The 17,163-nt window shown below is 39.9% G+C and carries 19 protein-coding genes; 3 read left to right on the forward strand and 16 right to left on the reverse strand.

Going from position 1 to position 17,163, the window contains the following annotated elements; genetic code table 11:
- Nucleotides 1-34 precede the first annotated feature (34 nt).
- The 10 genes from DWW43_RS08040 to DWW43_RS08080 all read right to left on the reverse strand — a co-directional run bounded on the left by DWW43_RS08040 (nucleotide 35) and on the right by DWW43_RS08080 (nucleotide 6,625).
- Nucleotides 35-388 carry a hypothetical protein gene (locus DWW43_RS08040; protein WP_119963249.1) on the reverse strand — a complete coding sequence of 118 codons (354 nt, stop codon included), beginning with the start codon at nucleotides 386-388 and terminating at the stop codon, nucleotides 35-37.
- Nucleotides 385-678 carry a hypothetical protein gene (locus DWW43_RS08045; protein ID WP_133302407.1) on the reverse strand — a complete coding sequence of 98 codons (294 nt, stop codon included), beginning with the start codon at nucleotides 676-678 and terminating at the stop codon, nucleotides 385-387. Before DWW43_RS08045 ends, DWW43_RS08040 begins: the two co-directional genes overlap by 4 nt.
- A 323-nt stretch (nucleotides 679-1,001) precedes the next feature.
- Nucleotides 1,002-2,351 (reverse strand): MATE family efflux transporter, encoded by a 1,350-nt coding sequence (locus DWW43_RS08050; protein ID WP_119963251.1) that lies wholly within the window; start codon nucleotides 2,349-2,351, stop codon nucleotides 1,002-1,004.
- Nucleotides 2,352-2,416: 65 nt separating this feature from the next.
- Complete coding sequence (locus tag DWW43_RS08055; RefSeq protein WP_008401554.1) at nucleotides 2,417-3,046, reverse strand: CatB-related O-acetyltransferase; 630 nt, start codon at nucleotides 3,044-3,046, stop codon at nucleotides 2,417-2,419.
- 102 nt (nucleotides 3,047-3,148) lie between these two features.
- Entirely contained in the window at nucleotides 3,149-3,754 is a 606-nt protein-coding gene (locus DWW43_RS08060) for a TetR/AcrR family transcriptional regulator (protein WP_119963252.1), read from the reverse strand.
- A gap of 84 nt (nucleotides 3,755-3,838) precedes the next feature.
- Nucleotides 3,839-3,976 (reverse strand): hypothetical protein, encoded by a 138-nt coding sequence (locus tag DWW43_RS12460; RefSeq protein WP_274922252.1) that lies wholly within the window; start codon nucleotides 3,974-3,976, stop codon nucleotides 3,839-3,841.
- A 125-nt stretch (nucleotides 3,977-4,101) separates the two neighbouring features.
- A complete protein-coding gene (locus DWW43_RS12465) occupies nucleotides 4,102-4,446 on the reverse strand; it encodes a hypothetical protein (RefSeq protein WP_347475258.1) in 345 nt (114 codons plus the stop codon).
- 14 nt (nucleotides 4,447-4,460) lie between these two features.
- Nucleotides 4,461-4,607, reverse strand: a complete 147-nt coding sequence (locus DWW43_RS12095; RefSeq protein ID WP_165853045.1) for a hypothetical protein — start codon at nucleotides 4,605-4,607, stop codon at nucleotides 4,461-4,463.
- A 279-nt stretch (nucleotides 4,608-4,886) separates the two neighbouring features.
- A complete protein-coding gene (locus tag DWW43_RS08075; protein WP_008401547.1) occupies nucleotides 4,887-5,897 on the reverse strand; it encodes a GGGtGRT protein in 1,011 nt (336 codons plus the stop codon).
- Nucleotides 5,898-5,917: 20 nt separating this feature from the next.
- Nucleotides 5,918-6,625, reverse strand: coding sequence for a nitrogen-fixing protein NifU (locus tag DWW43_RS08080; protein WP_008401546.1), 708 nt, complete (start codon nucleotides 6,623-6,625; stop codon nucleotides 5,918-5,920).
- Nucleotides 6,626-6,876: 251 nt separating this feature from the next.
- Between DWW43_RS08080 and DWW43_RS08085 the strand changes: the two genes are divergently transcribed.
- Complete coding sequence (locus tag DWW43_RS08085) at nucleotides 6,877-7,749, forward strand: PHP domain-containing protein (protein WP_008401545.1); 873 nt, start codon at nucleotides 6,877-6,879, stop codon at nucleotides 7,747-7,749.
- A gap of 88 nt (nucleotides 7,750-7,837) precedes the next feature.
- Here DWW43_RS08085 and yajC read toward each other — a convergent pair whose 3' ends face one another.
- Nucleotides 7,838-8,194, reverse strand: coding sequence for a preprotein translocase subunit YajC (yajC, locus tag DWW43_RS08090; RefSeq protein WP_008401544.1), 357 nt, complete (start codon nucleotides 8,192-8,194; stop codon nucleotides 7,838-7,840).
- A gap of 12 nt (nucleotides 8,195-8,206) precedes the next feature.
- A complete protein-coding gene (gene tgt, locus DWW43_RS08095; RefSeq protein ID WP_119963253.1) occupies nucleotides 8,207-9,340 on the reverse strand; it encodes a tRNA guanosine(34) transglycosylase Tgt in 1,134 nt (377 codons plus the stop codon).
- Between the two features lie 334 nt (nucleotides 9,341-9,674).
- Between tgt and DWW43_RS08100 the strand changes: the two genes are divergently transcribed.
- Both DWW43_RS08100 and DWW43_RS08105 read left to right on the forward strand, forming a co-directional pair.
- Complete coding sequence (locus tag DWW43_RS08100; protein WP_117807737.1) at nucleotides 9,675-11,036, forward strand: SLC13 family permease; 1,362 nt, start codon at nucleotides 9,675-9,677, stop codon at nucleotides 11,034-11,036.
- A gap of 33 nt (nucleotides 11,037-11,069) precedes the next feature.
- Nucleotides 11,070-11,666 (forward strand): cytidylate kinase-like family protein, encoded by a 597-nt coding sequence (locus tag DWW43_RS08105; protein ID WP_117807739.1) that lies wholly within the window; start codon nucleotides 11,070-11,072, stop codon nucleotides 11,664-11,666.
- 59 nt (nucleotides 11,667-11,725) lie between these two features.
- On the opposite strand, the gene DWW43_RS08110 is transcribed toward DWW43_RS08105, so the two are convergent.
- The 4 genes from DWW43_RS08110 to DWW43_RS08125 are packed head-to-tail and all read right to left on the reverse strand — an operon-like array spanning nucleotide 11,726 to nucleotide 16,752.
- Nucleotides 11,726-12,961, reverse strand: coding sequence for a phenylacetate--CoA ligase (locus DWW43_RS08110; protein ID WP_117807740.1), 1,236 nt, complete (start codon nucleotides 12,959-12,961; stop codon nucleotides 11,726-11,728).
- Nucleotides 12,962-12,998: 37 nt separating this feature from the next.
- Nucleotides 12,999-13,571, reverse strand: a complete 573-nt coding sequence (locus tag DWW43_RS08115) for an indolepyruvate oxidoreductase subunit beta (RefSeq protein ID WP_119963254.1) — start codon at nucleotides 13,569-13,571, stop codon at nucleotides 12,999-13,001.
- Nucleotides 13,571-15,439, reverse strand: a complete 1,869-nt coding sequence (iorA, locus tag DWW43_RS08120; protein WP_119963255.1) for an indolepyruvate ferredoxin oxidoreductase subunit alpha — start codon at nucleotides 15,437-15,439, stop codon at nucleotides 13,571-13,573. The genes DWW43_RS08115 and iorA overlap by 1 nt, the downstream gene beginning before the upstream one ends.
- A 38-nt stretch (nucleotides 15,440-15,477) precedes the next feature.
- Nucleotides 15,478-16,752, reverse strand: a complete 1,275-nt coding sequence (locus DWW43_RS08125; protein ID WP_008401535.1) for a glutamate-5-semialdehyde dehydrogenase — start codon at nucleotides 16,750-16,752, stop codon at nucleotides 15,478-15,480.
- Between the last annotated feature and the right edge of the window lie 411 nt (nucleotides 16,753-17,163).

A 17,163-nucleotide genomic window follows, 5' to 3' on the forward strand; every position in this document is an offset into this window, starting at 1 on the left:
TAGGATGAGATACAAGATAGGAATCATCTGACACTTATTTATAAAAGGACTCTACGATTGCATCCACAACTTCTTCTTTGGACTTTTTACCATACAGATAATAGTCAGCATTCGTTTTAAAGGAATCGTAGATATTTTCCTTCTCAAATATCGGCGGCAAAATTTCCAACCGATCTGTATTCTGTTCTCTCTTATCATCAGCAAGCTTCTCATAACCAACAAGCTTACCTTCTTCATCCAGAACATTTCTGGCTGCATCACTGATCGGTATTCCCTTCTCTGTATCCTGAAGGTCTTCTGAAAAAATAACCTTAACAGGAGCTGCGCAAATGACTCTCCAGTTATTCTCACATTTTCCCTGCACGATCAGATTTTCATCTCCGATCAACTGGTAATATTGATATTATTATCAAGATAAGCGAATAACCCTCCATTTGGAAATAACTGTATCGTTGTATTCGATATCCAGCCAATCGTAGAATCATCTGCATACACGATTCCAAAGTCAGAGAAATTCTCCAGAATACCCAAATCATCCAGTCGGTTCTTGATCGTCTTCTCGGTCTGAAGCTTTTCAAATGTATCGAGAGCCGGCGCCGTTGCATCGAACTCATAATATAGCTCATCAGAGAATAACAATGCCGCCGTATCTTCTATCTTTCCAAGATAGCTGTTCACATTATTAATCTGCTGCCTATTTCCTTGTGCAACCAGGTTAACAACCTTATTCTGCATCTCGTTTCAAGATTTTCTTGTTATTATAAATGAAACAACCCCTACTGTTATCGTGATCACAATAAAAAACAGCAGTATTGTCTTTGCCTTAATTTCTCGTATCTGAATTTCTGTTTTTGTATTTTCTGAAAATGCCATTTTCCGCTCCATATTCAAACTGACATACTACAACCTTCGTTCTATGCCGGGGATAGGTACATTCTATATCTGTACTGCCCGGATAGAAATATTATACTCAATTTTTCAGATATGGCATATAAATCCTTTTATAACAGAATGTGTTTTTTCCAAATTCCGGCTTTGTAAAATAAAAATGATATTATAGCTCCAACGGCTGTTGCGATCGGTATAGATATCGCAATTCCTCTTACACCAAGTTCACAAAGAAATGCCAGAACATATGCTAACGGAATACGAACGATAAATGCAGATATCATATTTGTAACCAGCGTAATCCATCCATTTCCAGTTGCGGTTGAAACCGTATTAAATGACATGATAAATGGAAGTCCCACATATTCAAACGAAAAAGCAAAGATATACGGCATACCATAGACCAGGACATCTTCTTTTACGCCAAACAGATGAAATATCTGCTCCGGGAATATATGCATCAACGTAAACACGACCAAAGACACACCAATACAGAGAACCAGACAACAGTGCATAGTCTTTGATGATCGTTTCACATCTTTCGTGCCCATATTCTGTGCGATCATGGCTGATGCAGCCGAGCTGATCGCTGCTTCCGGAAGAATTGCAAATCCATTAAAGTTATTTACTATTCCTGCTGCAGCCGATGCTGCTACACCACCCGCCCTGTTAATGAATGTAGTCAAGATCAAAAACGAAAAATTTGTACCAACCATTTGAATACTAAGCGGCAATCCGGTACGAAGCAGAGTGTGGAATTCCTCTTTTATAAAATGAAAAGAAGATGGTTTGAAATCAAACATAAAATCATGATGTTTTAAATATATTATACAAAATAACATCGAACAGCCCTGTGCAAATACAGTTGCAACAGCAGCACCACCGGCTCCTAAATGACATCCGGCAACCAGCACCAGATCCAAAATAATGTTGATCACACATGCAATCATAACAAAGATCATCGGTGTCCGACTGTCACCAAGTCCACGCATAATTGCACTTAATGCATTATAACCATAAATAAATAATAGGCCCAAAGTGCAAATAAACAAATACTGTTCTGCCTGTGAAAATGCCTCTTCAGGTGTATCAAGTAATCGAAGTAACGGCTGTTTTAATATAAATAACAGTACCATAAATGCTGCTGCCATAACTGTCAATGTTATGAATAATGTACTGATCGCTCCATTGATCTTATCCTTACGTTTTGATCCCAGATAATTTCCAAGCATCACAGTTCCTCCGCCTGACAGTCCCGCGGCAAGATTTGTCAAGATCACAAGCACCTGCCCTCCGATATTAGCTGCCGATATAGAATTTGTTCCGCCAAAATGTCCTAAAATGATCAGATCGATCAGGCTGTATAAGGACTGGATCAAATTACTGATAAAAAACGGCACAGCAAACCATACAAGCTGCTTCCAGATATTTCCTTTTGTAAGATCATGTTCAAATGTACTCATGTCTGCATTCACCTCTTTTGTAATTAAAATGGTATATATCCTTTATTAAAGTCATGTTTTTATTTCTAATTCATACGCTCTAACATACTTATATCACCAGACTGTATTGCCTGAATATTCTTTTTAATTCGTTCTTCTTCCCAGTCCCACCATCTGATTTCTTCAAGTTTCTGAATTGTTTCTTCATCAAATCGTTTACGGATTGGCTTTGCCGGCACTCCTCCAACTACCGTATATGAAGGCACATCTTTTGTTACCACTGCACGAGTGCCTATAATTGCGCCATCACCGATTGTTACACCAGACAAAATAACTGCTTCATATCCAATCCACACATCATTTCCAATTACAATATCACCCTTATTATCCCATGCATCGCATATATTCTTTGCATCCAACCCCCATTCTTCAAAGAAAATAGGAAACGGATACGTAGATAACGATTCCATTGCGTGATTTGCACTGGTAAATAAAAATTTTGCTCCACATGCAATAGAACAGAATTTTCCAATTTTTAGCTTATCCTTATTAACAGGATAATGATACAAAACATTATTTTTTTCAAAATCAATCGGATCATGTACAAAATCGTTGTACATTGTATAATCCCCTACCTCTATATCAGGGGTATTTATAACATTTTTCAGATAAACGATCTGTTTATCGAATGTCCTAGGAAAAATTTTATCTTTCATTTTCTGCCTCCTGTTGTCGAAAATATCTGCATAATTCTCGAAATCTCCATAACTGCAACCTTCAGCATCACACCACCGGACATTTTAGTTTGATATATTTTTCTACATTTCCTGTAGAAAATGATCCATGTGATCTTCCAGAAGCTTTATCACCCGACTCTTGTCATCTACTCCATCATATATACTGTAAAGCAAAAAAATAGGTCCATAAAAATCAAGTGCTGTCTGTCTGGCTTTTCTTGTATCCCCAAGCATATCCGAGAACAAAGCTTCTATATAAGTTAATGGTCCACCTGCAAGATAATTCTGATATAACTGTGCCATCTGCGGCTCCCTGTACTGTTCCAATGTCAGCATCTTACGGAAACAGGATGAAAACTCTTCCTCTGTCCAGTGAAGAAACTGCACCTTTGTAAACTGCTTAATTTTATCAAATGCTGTTTCTTTATACTCGGCCACAACCTTTTCCAGATCGCCCTCCGGCATTTCATACCGCTTTACTCTCTCCATATCCAGTTCATTCATTTTGTCAATAATACTGTCCAATATCTCCTGCTTGCTTTTATAATGCTTATACAATGCAGCCTTGGTTACTCCAAGCTTTGAAGCAATATCATTCATGGATGTTCCCATATATCCGCTCTGTGCAAATAATTTTAAAGCTTCTTCCAGTATTTTGTCCTTTGTATTCTTTTCTTTAATCTCCACACTTGTCTCCTAAATCAGCCTCATCAATCGGTTACCTTTTGGCCACTTTATTATAGTTACCTATCGGTTACTTGTCAACAGCTATTATTTAAAAATAGAAAAGAACATCGTTAACTGCCTATCAAACTCTTCCACTTCCTGCTCGTCAACCAGATAGCCCTCCGGTGTTGCATATTCCCCTGTAATCCCATCCAGAAACCCTGGTATCAATTCTTTACACAAAAAAATAATGCATCTTCCCCCTCCGGCAATCCATGATAACGGATACCATACTCGCTTGCCTGTCTGAAACCACTTTTACCGTAAAAATCAATATTTCCTTCAAAACATAAAGCACCGCAGCCAAGTTAAGCCGCCTTCTCTAACGAATAGTCAAGCAGGATTTTTCCATATCCTTTCCGTTTATATTCATTCTTGATACAGATCGGTCCCATTGTCATAATCGGAATATTTCTTCCGTCATCTGCTGCAATTGCAGTCCTTACAAATATGTTCTGACCAATGAGTTCTCCATCCCGATACATAACAAAATCTAATTCCGGTACAAATGCCGGATCATTTCTTAGCTGATTAAGAACATAATGCTCCAGGCATCCGGGACGATATACATTCCAGAAGCTATCCCTTACCATTTTTTCAACTTGACGATATTCACTTTTTTCTTCTAAACGAATTTCTATATTTTCCTTCATGATATGACTCTCCCCTATTTCAACTCTTGTACTATGCTGCTCAATGCTAAAACAACTTCTTTTACTTTTTCCTTATCAACTGCTCCATCATAAATGCTGTAATAGAAATACATAATTGCATAAAATCTCGATGCTTTATCTTCCGCATCTATAATTCCCATGCTCTCAAATAAATCTTTTACATGGATGAATACATCATAAAGCTGATAGTTGGTCATTCTATCGAGGATGTGACTGAGAAAGTGTACACCCACAGGACCATGAAGCAACTTCACACTGAAATTGAAAAGATAAAATAAAAATATGGGGCAACAATCATTATAATTGCTGCCCCGTTTTTTGTTAGTTACGAGTGTTAGTTACCTGTTAGTTGTTTGTTAGTTACAATCACTTTTTCAGGTATTTTCACGTTTCTTTATTTGGCTTATTTCCTAGCTTTTTTAGAACTTACCAGCCTTTGCTGCTTCCTCAACAGAAACAGCTACAGCAACTGTCATACCAACCATAGGGTTGTTACCAGCACCGATCAGACCCATCATTTCTACGTGAGCAGGTACGGATGATGAACCAGCGAACTGAGCGTCACTGTGCATACGTCCAAGTGTATCTGTCATACCGTAGGAAGCAGGACCTGCTGCCATGTTATCTGGGTGAAGTGTACGACCTGTACCACCACCTGAAGCAACTGAGAAGTACTTCTTTCCTAACTCGTTACATTCCTTCTTATAAGTACCAGCTACTGGATGCTGGAAACGAGTTGGGTTTGTTGAGTTACCGGTGATAGATACATCAACACCCTCTTTGTGCATGATAGCAACACCTTCTGGTACAGAGTTTGCACCATAGCAGTTAACCTTTGCACGAAGTCCTTCTGAGTAAGACTTTCTGAATACTTCTTTAACTGTGTTTGTATATGGATCGTACTCAGTCTCAACAAATGTGAAACCGTTAATTCTTGAAATGATCTGAGCAGCGTCCTTACCAAGACCGTTTAAGATAACACGAAGTGGCTCTTTACGAACTTTGTTAGCTTTCTCTGCGATACCGATCGCACCTTCTGCTGCTGCGAATGACTCATGTCCTGCTAAGAAACAGAAGCACTTTGTTTCTTCTTCCAGTAACATCTTACCAAGGTTACCATGTCCAAGACCAACCTTACGTGTATCAGCAACTGAACCTGGGATACAGAATGACTGAAGTCCTTCACCGATTGCTGCTGCAGCTTCTGAAGCCTTTCTGCAGTTCTTCTTGATTGCGATTGCTGCACCTACTGTGTATGCCCAGCATGCATTCTCAAAACAAATAGGCTGAATGCTCTTTACCTGATTGTATACGTCTAAACCAGCATCCTTTGTAATCTTCTCTGCCTCTTCGATTGAGGAGATACCGTAGCTGTTTAATACTTCATTGATCTGTTTGATTCTTCTTTCATATGATTCAAATAATGCCATTATATCGTTACCTCCTTCTATTATTTCTCAATCTCTTTGTCTGTACGTGGGTCGATGAGTTTAACTGCATCTGCAACACGTCCATACTGTCCACATGACTTCTCATAAGCTGTGTTAGGGTCATCACCCTTCTTAATGAAATCAGTCATCTTACCAAGGTTAACGAATTTATATCCAATGATCATACCCTCTTCATCAAGAGCGATAGCATTTACATATCCTTCAGCCATCTCAAGGTATCTAGGACCCTTCTTTAATGTACCGTACATAGTACCAACCTGTGAACGAAGTCCCTTACCAAGATCTTCAAGACCAGCACCGATAGCAAGTCCATCCTCTGAGAATGCACTCTGTGACCGACCGTATACGATCTGTAAGAATAACTCTCTCATAGCTGTGTTGATAGCATCACAAACAAGGTCTGTGTTAAGAGCTTCCATAACTGTAAGTCCCGGAAGGATCTCTGCTGCCATAGCTGCTGAATGAGTCATACCTGAACACCCAACTGTCTCAACTAATGCTTCCTGAATAATTCCTTCCTTAACATTTAATGTCAGCTTGCAGGCACCCTGCTGTGGTGCACACCAGCCAATACCATGTGTAAAGCCTGAAATATCCTTTACTTCTTTTGCCTGTACCCATTTTGCTTCTTCTGGAATTGGAGCACATCCATGATGTACGCCCTGTCCAACTGGGCACATGTTTTCAACTTCCTGTGAATAAATCATTGTGAATCTCCTTTCGAAATATGAAAATCTGCTTAAAGCGGTTATGAATATCTATTCTTTTTTCGTAACCATCAGACATATTTTCTCATAAACCGTCAATTAAGTCTATACCAATTAATAAAAAATATCAATAAGTTTGTCTAAAAATTTGCCATGTTTTTAGATTCATATTATAATTATTTTGGTTTGCTTTTATCTTTTTAGATTTCGGTAAACCAATCCTACATTGTATAAAGAAAAGAGGAATACATATGCGTTTTATAGATCTACATGTCCATACAACTGCTTCGGATGGTTCTTTTACTCCATCTGAAGTGTGCCAGATGGCTCTTGATAAGGGACTTGCCGCTTTGGCGATCACCGACCACGATACGGTTGATGGAGTCCCGGAAGCAATCCGGTTCATGGAAAATCATCAGCCGGCCCCGGATACACAGGATTCTCTCCCTATGGAATTGATTCCCGGTATCGAACTTTCGTGCAACTATGGTTCACGCGAGATCCATATTCTGGGCTTCTATATGGACTATACCAATCCCGGACTTCTTGCTGAATTGAACGCTTTAAAAGATGCACGTTTTAATCGAAATGTGGAAATGTGCAAGCTGTTTCAGCGTGACGGCATCGATATGACCATTGAAAAACTTCAAGAGGGAAATCCGGATACAGTCATTACCCGTGCGCATTTTGCAAGAGTTCTGATTGAGGACGGCATTGTCAAGAACAAGGATCAGGCATTTAAAAAATACCTTGGCGAAAAATGCAGATACTATCTTCCGAAACCGGAGGTCACATGTGAACGTGCTCTCTCGATCATCAACCAATATGGCAAATGTGCAGTTCTCGCACATCCATTACTCTATAAGCTTGGTTATAACCAGATTGAGGAATTACTGGACTATCTGAAACCACTTGGGTTAAAGGGCTTAGAAGCTTATCATTCTTCTAATAATTCCTATGAGAGCGGAAAGCTCCGGGCGATCGCAGACAGACATGACTTGTTTGTCTCCGGCGGTACGGATTTCCACGGTGTGATCAAACCGGACATCTCTCTCGGAACCGGTCGCGGCGGTATGCGGATCACCACCGGAATTCTGGACAATATAAAAGCGCATCTTTTTTGAAGAACAGAAAAAAATCTCCATATTCAGATTTTCTACTGAACATGGAGATTTTTCTGTTCTGACATCTTCTTATCTAAAAAGATATTCTTTATTTCTTTTCCTTATCTTCTTCCACTACTGCTGCATTCTTCTTTTCAAGCTCAGCAACTGCATTCTTATGCATTGGAATACGACAGTTCTTGTTATTACCAAACTCAACAATGATAGTTGTGTCATCTACAATATCAAGGATTGTGCCATAGAAACCACTGGTTGTCATAATATTGTCACCCGGTTCCATCTGGTTATGCATTTCCTCTGTCTTAGCCTTCTGCTTCTTCTGTGGACGGATCATCATGAAGTAGATAATTGCAGCAAAGATCAGGATATATACAACGATAAACATTGTGCTGCTACCTGTATTTGCTGGTGTACTACCGCTTAAAACCATTCCTAATGTGTTCATAATATTCTCCTTCTAAACTTCATTTGATGTTAAACTCTCTATCATAGACTTTTTATACGATGCATATGAGCCTTCTTCGATAGCCTGTCTAATCTCTTTCATCATATTATTATAAAAATACAAATTATGCAAGACGCAAAATCTCATACCAAGCATTTCATTTGCCTTTAACAGATGTCTGATATAACCTCTGCTGTAATGCTGACATGCCGGACATCCGCAGCCTTCTTCAATCGGCCTGTCATCTGTCTCATATTTTGCATTCTTCAGATTCAGTTTTCCATGTTTTGTGTATACATGTGCATGTCGTCCATTTCTGGATGGATATACACAGTCAAAGAAATCCACACCACGGTCAACTGCTTCGAGTATATTGATCGGCGTTCCGACACCCATCAAATAAACCGGCTTATTCTCAGGAAGATATGGCACGGTTACATCCAGAATATGATACATTTCCTCCGCTGTCTCTCCAACAGCCAATCCACCAATAGCATACCCCGGCAAATCCAGCTCCGCAATTCTTTTTGCATGGTCAATACGAATATCCTCATATACTGCGCCCTGATTGATTCCAAATAGCATCTGTTCCTTATTGATCGTATCCGGCAGGCTGTTTAAACGTGTCATCTCTGCCTTACAGCGCTCCAGCCAACGATAGGTTCTGGCAACCGAATTCTCCACATAAGAACGTTCCGCCTTTGCAGGTGCACACTCGTCAAACGCCATTGCGATCGTAGATGCAAGATTAGACTGGATCTGCATACTTTCCTCCGGTCCCATGAATATCTTGCGTCCATCTACATGCGAGTTAAATGTAACGCCTTCTTCTTTAATCTTTCGAAGTCCTGCAAGCGAGAACACCTGAAATCCGCCGGAATCCGTAAGAATCGGACGATCCCAATACATAAACTTATGTAAACCGCCCATTTTCTTCACAACCTCATCACCCGGTCTTACATGTAAATGATAGGTGTTTGATAATTCAATCTGACAGCCGATTTCTTTCAGATCTGTCGTAGCAACTGCGCCTTTGATTGCAGCAGCAGTTCCCACATTCATGAATACAGGAGTTTCCACTGTACCATGAACAGTCGTAAAGGTAGCTCTTTTTGCTCTGCCATCTTTACAAAGAATTTTATACATAATTACTCATTCTCCTTTAATATTCTTTCTCTATAATGCCCCAGTCTGAACGGAAATGCAACAGTTTCTTCTTATTAATCTTATTTCTACCCACAATTCGGTCGAAAATTGTAACATTTGTACCAAATATAATGACTATTTTTTATTTACTCACTCTATTTTTAGTCATATTTACTTGTTTTTTATCAATTTTCATCGTCCTTTACCGAACCTTTACCGAAAAATATTGACTTTTTGTGCAATCTTCCTATAATGATAAACGGAAAAAAAATATTATAAATAAGAAGAGATACTACCATTATGATTTTCAGGTATCTCTCAAGAAGGAGGAAACATGTTAGCATCCATCTTAGCAGTAACCATCTTCCTGGCTATGTTTGTGCTGATCGTTCTTGATAAGATCGAACATTATCTTATAACGCTGGGCTGTGGATTACTCACCATCATCTTTGTCCTTGGTATCTGTCTGCACAGTGGACAGGCTATCATGGAAGTGTTAAACGTTAAAAGCATTTTTACAACCAGCTTCTGGCATACAGTTGGACAAGCATCTGAAGATTCCAGCGGTATCAGCTGGGCGACCATTATTTTTATTGCCGGTATGATGGTCATGGTTGAAGGTATGAAACGTGCAGGTTTCTTTACATGGCTCTGCATGCTGATTGCAAAGCTTGTACGATACAGAATTGTTCCAATTCTGATCACCTTTATGATCCTGTCAGCATTTCTTTCTATGTTCATTGCAAGTATCACGGTTATTCTGTTCCTTGCAGCTGTAACAGTAGAACTCTCACAATTATTAAAATTCAATCCGGTTCCAATGATCTTGGCAGAAGTCTTCTGCTCCAACCTCGGTGGAACTGCTACCGTCTGTGGTGATCCACCAAACATCATCATCGGTACCTCACTTGGATTTTCATTCTTTGATTTCCTGACAAATACCGGTGTGTTTGTTCTTATTTCACTGGTTATTATGATTGTCTATTTTTATCTTGCTTTTCGTAAGGAATTAAAGCAAAATGAAGGTGGGGTTGATACCTCAACAATACCAAGTCCTTCAGAAGCAATTACAGACAAATCCGGATTTATCTTCAGCTGTGTTATTTTCCTGCTTTCTGTTGTTCTGCTTCTTACACAGACACAGACAGGGCTGACAGTTGCTGCGATTGGTGTTATAATAGCTATAATCACACTGATCTGTTCCGGCAGACATGTACTGGAACTTTTAAAGAAGATTGATTACAAGACACTCTTATTCTTTATTGGTTTATTTGTTGTCGTTGGTGGTTTGGAGCAGACCGGTATTCTGGAAGTCATTGCAAAATTCATCAAAAACGTCAGCGGTGGAAATATGTATATCATGGTTGCTATTATCATCTGGCTCTCAGCTATCTGCAGTGCCTTTATCGATAATGTTCCATTTGCTGCTACTATGGTTCCTGTTATCAAAGAACTTGCAGCAGGTAATGGTGGGGTTCTTGCCGTCCTTGCCTATTCATTAGCCATTGGTACAGATATTGGTGGAAATGCAACACCTATCGGTGCTTCCGCAAATGTTGTTGGTACTTCAGTAGCTGCTAAAGCAGGTCATCCGGTCGGATGGGGCGAATATTGTAAGAAGATGGCTCCTGCTACTATTCTTGTTATGATCATTTGTACACTCGGTGTATTTATTCGATATAACAGCGTCTTCTAAGAAACTTACATATTTTTAGGGAGGTTATAAAATATGGACAAACAGGTTATTATCACGATCGGTCGTGAATATGGAAGTGGCGGACATGTAATTGCTCAGGACATTGCAAAACGTTTTAATGTCCCATATTACAATCGTAATCTAATTGAAGAAGTTGCAAAACAGAATAATTTTGATACAGATAATATTAAAGACTATGATGAGTCACCTAGAAAATATCTGTTCTCTCGTACCGTTCAGGGATACAGCAATTCTCCGGAAGAGATTCTTGCCGGTCTTCAGTTCGATTTTATAAAAGAAAAGGCAGCATCCGGAGAATCCTTTGTAATTGTTGGCAGATGTGCCGACTATGTATTAAAGGATATGGATTGTGTAGCTTCATTCTTTATTGTCGCTGATGCCGAAGCAAAGTTACAGCGTACTATGGAAACCAAGCAGTTATCCCAACGTGATGCTGAAGCTACGATCAAACGTCATGACCGTAACAGAAAAACATATTACAAGGATCACACTGATATGGAATGGGGCAACAGTAAGAACTATGATATGACGATCAATTCAACCGTCCTGGGCTTCAAAAAGACCGCCGATATCATTGAAGATTTTGTAAAGACAAAATTTGATCTGTAATTCCTAATTTACTGACAAAAACAAAGCCGGGTATGAAATATCATATCCGGCTTTCTGCTTTATTCATATCTCTCGTCAATTACACGTTTTGTCTTCTTCTCACTTCTTGGAAGCACCCCAATCTCTACAACCTTAACAAGTGGGGTAAATCCAATCCGACTCTTTACTCTCTCTGCAATACGCTTAGATAACTCTACGAAATCTACGCTTCCATCCGTCTCTACATAGATTCTCATTGTATCTTTTCCATCCAGATGGGAGATGCGAATCTGATATTCACTTGATAATTCAGGGAATTCCTTCAATACTTCTTCAATCTGGCTTGGGAATACATTTACACCTTTAATCTTCATCATATCATCCGTTCTTCCCATAATCACACCTAACCTTGGATGCTTGCATCCACATGGGCAATCTCCCGGAATAATTCTTGAAAGATCATGTGTACGATAACGAATCAGAGGTGCACCCTCTTTTACAAGCGTTGTTATAACAATCTCACCCATTTCGCCATCCGGAACCGGCTCTAAGGTTACAGGATCAAGAATCTCGATATAGACATAATCATCCCAGTAATGCATACCGTTGTCATATTTACAGCTGATTCCGATACCCGGTCCATAAATCTCTGTCAAACCATAGATGTCATATAATTCAATTCCCAGTTCCTCTGAGATACGTTTTCTCATCTTTTCGCCCCAGCGTTCAGAACCGATCACACCCTTCTTCAGGCAAATCTTATCTTTGATACCACGTTTCTCGATCTCCTCTGCAAGAAGAAGTGCATAAGAAGACGTCGAACAAAGGACAGTAGATTTCATGTCCTGCATCATCTGAAGCTGTTTATCCGTATTTCCTGGTCCCATAGGTATGACCATAGCACCTAACTTCTCTGCTCCGTTCTGGAAGCCGATTCCTGCCGTCCAGAGTCCATATCCCGGTGTGATCTGAATACGATCCATATTCGTGATACCTGCAAGCTCATAACAACGCTTGAACATGATCGCCCAGTCATCTACATCCTTTGCTGTGTATGGAATAATAACCGGAAGTCCTGTTGTTCCTGATGATGAATGGATACGAACGATCTCACTTTCCGGTGCTGTCATTAAACCAAGTGGATATGCATCTCTCAGGTCTTTTTTTTCTGAAAATGGAAGCTTCTTAAAATCCTCCGGTGTCGAAATTCTTGTAATTCCTGCTTCCTCCAGCTTCTTTCCATAAAAACTTTCAGCCTTAATCAATGCTTCGATCTGTTTATTGACCTGACTGATCTGTAACTCTGAAATCTCCATTATTTATCCTCCAAACTTTCTATTTTATAAAATATTTTTATTGTATATAATCAAGTGCTCTGAAATTCAGCTCATGTAATTTTTCCGGCAATCTTTTTATCAAAGCCTGTTTGATATCTTCTTTTTCAAGTCCAAGCATACCGGTCGAGATTGCGGCTCCAAGCATCAGGACATTTAACACCTTTGCAGACCCAAGAGTTTCACATGCTTGATCTGTATCGATCACCAGAACCCGATCTACCTGTGTCTTCAGATAATCAATCATAGATGCTCCGTTATAACCGGTCTTCGCCAGCGATGCTGTAACCGGCATAACCGCACGATTGCTGACGACTACTGCTCCGTTTTTTTTCAGATAAGGAAGCATCCGCACCGTTTCTCCCGGTTCAAATCCCAGGATCATATCTGCTGTTCCTTTTGCTATCATTGGTGAATACAGATTTTCACCCATTCTTACGTGGCTGAATACGCTTCCTCCGCGCTGTGCCATACCGATCGTTTCCGCACTCATAACCGGGATTCCTTTCTCCATAGCTGCGGCTGCGATCAGCTTGGATGCAAGCACTGTTCCCTGTCCACCGACACCACACAGAATAATATTCTTATTCATTATGCCTGCCCCCTTTCTTCTTGTCCGTCCCCGATTGCATGTACCGGGCAGAGTTGGCTGCACAAAGTACATCCTGTACAGAGACTTTCATCGATACAAACCTTGCCTTCAAATGTGTAAAGTGCCGGACAACCGATCTCTCTGATACATTTCTGGCAACCTATACATGCATCTGTATCTATATGCATACATCTGGACGACTTCGTAATGGCTATACATGGAGATTTGAAAATAATTGCCTTCACACCCGGTTCTGCTGCAACACGCGCAACTGTCTGTACCGCTGCTTCATGCTCAAATGGATTGATCGTCTCTACTGTCTTAAGACCAATTCCCTTTAAGATACCAACAATATCAATCTTATTTACAATATCTCCCATCATCGTATGTCCGGTTCCAGGATGTGGCTGGTGTCCTGTCATAGCCGTCGTGGAATTATCAAGAACGATCAATGTCATATCTGCCTGATTATAAACCGCATTTACGACGCCGGGAATTGCTGACGCGAAGAATGTAGAATCTCCAACAAATGCAAAACATGTCGTATCCGGTTCTGTATGATAAACACCCTGCGCAATTCCAAGCCCTGCGCCCATACACAGACAAGTGTCAACCATATCAAGCGGCATGGCATTTCCAAGTGTATAACATCCGATATCTCCACAAAAGATTGTCTTCTTTCCCTTCATAGCGCATTTTACATCATAAAAGGAAGCACGATGAGGACAACCTGCACATAATACAGGTGGACGTACCGGAAGCTCCGGCATCTCTGCCAACTCTTCCGACTGATTGTTCTTTTCACCTGCGGTAAGCGCCTTGTACCGGTCTACTGCAATACCCTGATCCAATAAGAACTGTGTGATACTGTCCTTTACACTGTCAATCGTGTTCTCACCTGAGGCTGCTACATGACCGGTCAGCTTACCATAGATCTTTACCGGGAGATGATATTTGCCCGCTATATAGGTAAGCGCACGTTCGATCACCGGATCTAATTCTTCCACACATAAAACCGCATCTAACTGTTCCAGATATTCAACTGCTTTTCGTTCCGGGAACGGAAACGGGGTCGCTACTTTAAATATCGCTATTTTTTCTGCATCGTCTCCCAGGGCTTCCATTGTATATGTATAATTGATTCCACCGGTTGCAATACCAAATCTTGTCTCTATCTTCCTACTCACAACATTTCTGTCATATTCAGAAAAGACATCCCCCAACTCGACATTTCGCTTTTCAATATTACGATGTGCCTGAAAGGACAGCTTCGGGAAAATAACCCACCGTTTGGAATCTTTCACAAATCCTTCCGATTCATTCTTTTTGTATTCTGCCGCATCCTTTACTTCAATCGTTGCATATCCATGACACACTCTTGTTGTCGGTCTTAAGAATACAGGTGTTTTATATTTTTCCGAGTACTCAAAAGCCTCCTGTACCATCTCATAAGCTTCCTGTGCCGATGTAGGATCAAAGCATGGAACCTTTGAAAATGCTGCAAATGTCCGCGTATCCTGTTCTGTCTGTGATGAGATTGGCCCCGGATCGTCGGCAACCAGAATCACCATACCGCCTTTTACTCCCACATACTCCAGACTCATCAACGGATCAGATGCCACATTTAATCCGACCTGCTTCATTGTTACCATAACTCTCGCTCCTGAATAAGCAGCACCGGCTGCTACCTCCATGGCAACCTTCTCGTTAACCGACCATTCTACATAACAGTCATTTGTTCTGTTCTTTGCAACCGTCTCAAGTACCTCTGTCGATGGCGTTCCCGGATATCCGGAAATCAAATTTACCCCGGCAGCAATTGCCCCAAGCGCAATTGCTTCATTTCCCATTCGAAATTCCTTATGCATCTTTCTAACTCCTATAATAATCTTGTGAATAATTTTTATTATAAATCTTTAAAATGAAATTCTTTCTTTCCTGTTGCATAATCATCTACAATCTGTCCACATCCAAACAGCTTGTATTTATAAGTAACAAGCCCTTCCAGACCAACCGGACCTCTTGCGTGGATCTTTCCTGTACTGATTCCAACCTCTGCACCAAAACCATAACGGAAACCATCCGCAAACCTAGTTGAACAATTCTGATAAACTCCGGCAGAATCTACCATCTGCATAAATAATTCTGCAGTTTCCGCATTTTCGGTAATGATACTGTCTGTATGATGGGAACCGTATTTATTGATATGTGCGATCGCATCATTTACCGTATCTACAATCTTAACAGAAACAATCAGATCCAGATATTCTTTGAACTCCTGTTCACCGATTGTCTCTCCGCCAATCAGATCTGTTACTTCCTTTGTTCCACGAAGCGTAATTCCATTTTCCTTTAATGCTTTTGCAAGAACCGGAAGAAATTTTCCTGCTATATCTCTATGGATCAACAAAGTTTCCACTGCATTACATGCTGCTGTATACTGGGTCTTTGCATCGATAATAATCGGAATCGCTTTATTTGGATCATAATCTCTATCTACATAAATATGACAGATTCCATCTGCATGTCCCATAACAGGAATCTTTGTATGATTCATAATATACTGAACGAAACTGTTCGATCCTCTCGGTATCAGAAGGTCAACCGTCTCATGACACGACAGAAGTTCATCAATCTCACTGTGCTGCTCTGCCTGAAGCATACAATCTGCCGGCAACCCTGCATCTATTATACTATCATGTATAATCTGAAACAGGATACGATTGGTATATGTTGTCTCCCTACCACCCTTTAGTATCGCACAATTTCCACTCTTAATACAAAGAGATGATATCTGAACAAGTGCATCCGGTCTTGCTTCAAAAATAACTCCGATAACACCAATCGGACAGCTGACACGATTCAGAACTAATCCCTCATCCAACTGGCGTTTTAATGTCACCTTTCCTAATGGGTCAGGCAGAGCAACTAACTGCTCAATTCCTTTTATAACATCTCTTAGTTTTCCCTCATCAAACTTCAAGCGTTTCTTCACTGCCTGTGCAATATGATCTTCTTCTGCCGCTGCCAGATCTCGTTTATTCTCTTCAAAAATCTTTGCCGCATTTGCCCTTAAATTCTCTGCAACCATTAGAAGTGCTTTATTTCTCTGTTCTACAGAGGAAGCTGCCAGATAAGGTGCTGCCGCTTTCATTTTTATTGTTTCTTCTTTTATTCCCATACCTTTTTCAATAGCTGCCTGCTATTATCATTCCTTCCTATTACAATACATCTGTAATTATTGTTCTTATTTATCTGATATAATATATCAGAATAATACCCTTTTTCACACAGTTTATGTATGATTCACCATATCTATTTTATAGATTTATGTATATAATTGCAATAAAAATACATAATCTTTTACCATTATATCAGTTTTTATATACCATAACAGCCTTCAATATCCGGCTATCTAAGAATAACATGCCGTTGCTTTTTAATTTTTATATTTTACAATCTTTTATGAGATACAGAATGATTATTTCATATTTCAAATTAATATTTATAAACAAAAAAAGAAAGCGTTTTGACGCTTTCTTTTTTTAAACTATTTCATGTACCTTCAGAATTTCATACAGAAAGTCTTGCG

This window comes from Clostridium sp. AF15-41 (assembly GCF_003604095.1).
In the GTDB taxonomy this organism is placed as follows: domain Bacteria; phylum Bacillota; class Clostridia; order Lachnospirales; family Lachnospiraceae; genus Coprococcus.

What these genes read in the sequence shown, in the direction of transcription:
- DWW43_RS08050 (WP_119963251.1), bottom strand. Translation starts at nt 2,351, where the DNA reads ATGAGTACATTTGAACATGATCTTACAAAAGGAAATATCTGGAAGCAG.
- DWW43_RS08055 (WP_008401554.1), bottom strand. Translation starts at nt 3,046, where the DNA reads ATGAAAGATAAAATTTTTCCTAGGACATTCGATAAACAGATCGTTTAT.
- DWW43_RS12465 (WP_347475258.1), bottom strand. Translation starts at nt 4,446, where the DNA reads ATGAAGGAAAATATAGAAATTCGTTTAGAAGAAAAAAGTGAATATCGT.
- DWW43_RS12095 (WP_165853045.1), bottom strand. Translation starts at nt 4,607, where the DNA reads ATGGGAATTATAGATGCGGAAGATAAAGCATCGAGATTTTATGCAATT.
- DWW43_RS08075 (WP_008401547.1), bottom strand. Translation starts at nt 5,897, where the DNA reads ATGGCATTATTTGAATCATATGAAAGAAGAATCAAACAGATCAATGAA.
- DWW43_RS08080 (WP_008401546.1), bottom strand. Translation starts at nt 6,625, where the DNA reads ATGATTTATTCACAGGAAGTTGAAAACATGTGCCCAGTTGGACAGGGC.
- DWW43_RS08085 (WP_008401545.1), top strand. Translation starts at nt 6,877, where the DNA reads ATGCGTTTTATAGATCTACATGTCCATACAACTGCTTCGGATGGTTCT.
- yajC (WP_008401544.1), bottom strand. Translation starts at nt 8,194, where the DNA reads ATGAACACATTAGGAATGGTTTTAAGCGGTAGTACACCAGCAAATACA.
- tgt (WP_119963253.1), bottom strand. Translation starts at nt 9,340, where the DNA reads ATGTATAAAATTCTTTGTAAAGATGGCAGAGCAAAAAGAGCTACCTTT.
- DWW43_RS08100 (WP_117807737.1), top strand. Translation starts at nt 9,675, where the DNA reads ATGTTAGCATCCATCTTAGCAGTAACCATCTTCCTGGCTATGTTTGTG.
- DWW43_RS08105 (WP_117807739.1), top strand. Translation starts at nt 11,070, where the DNA reads ATGGACAAACAGGTTATTATCACGATCGGTCGTGAATATGGAAGTGGC.
- DWW43_RS08110 (WP_117807740.1), bottom strand. Translation starts at nt 12,961, where the DNA reads ATGGAGATTTCAGAGTTACAGATCAGTCAGGTCAATAAACAGATCGAA.
- DWW43_RS08115 (WP_119963254.1), bottom strand. Translation starts at nt 13,571, where the DNA reads ATGAATAAGAATATTATTCTGTGTGGTGTCGGTGGACAGGGAACAGTG.
- iorA (WP_119963255.1), bottom strand. Translation starts at nt 15,439, where the DNA reads ATGCATAAGGAATTTCGAATGGGAAATGAAGCAATTGCGCTTGGGGCA.
- DWW43_RS08125 (WP_008401535.1), bottom strand. Translation starts at nt 16,752, where the DNA reads ATGGGAATAAAAGAAGAAACAATAAAAATGAAAGCGGCAGCACCTTAT.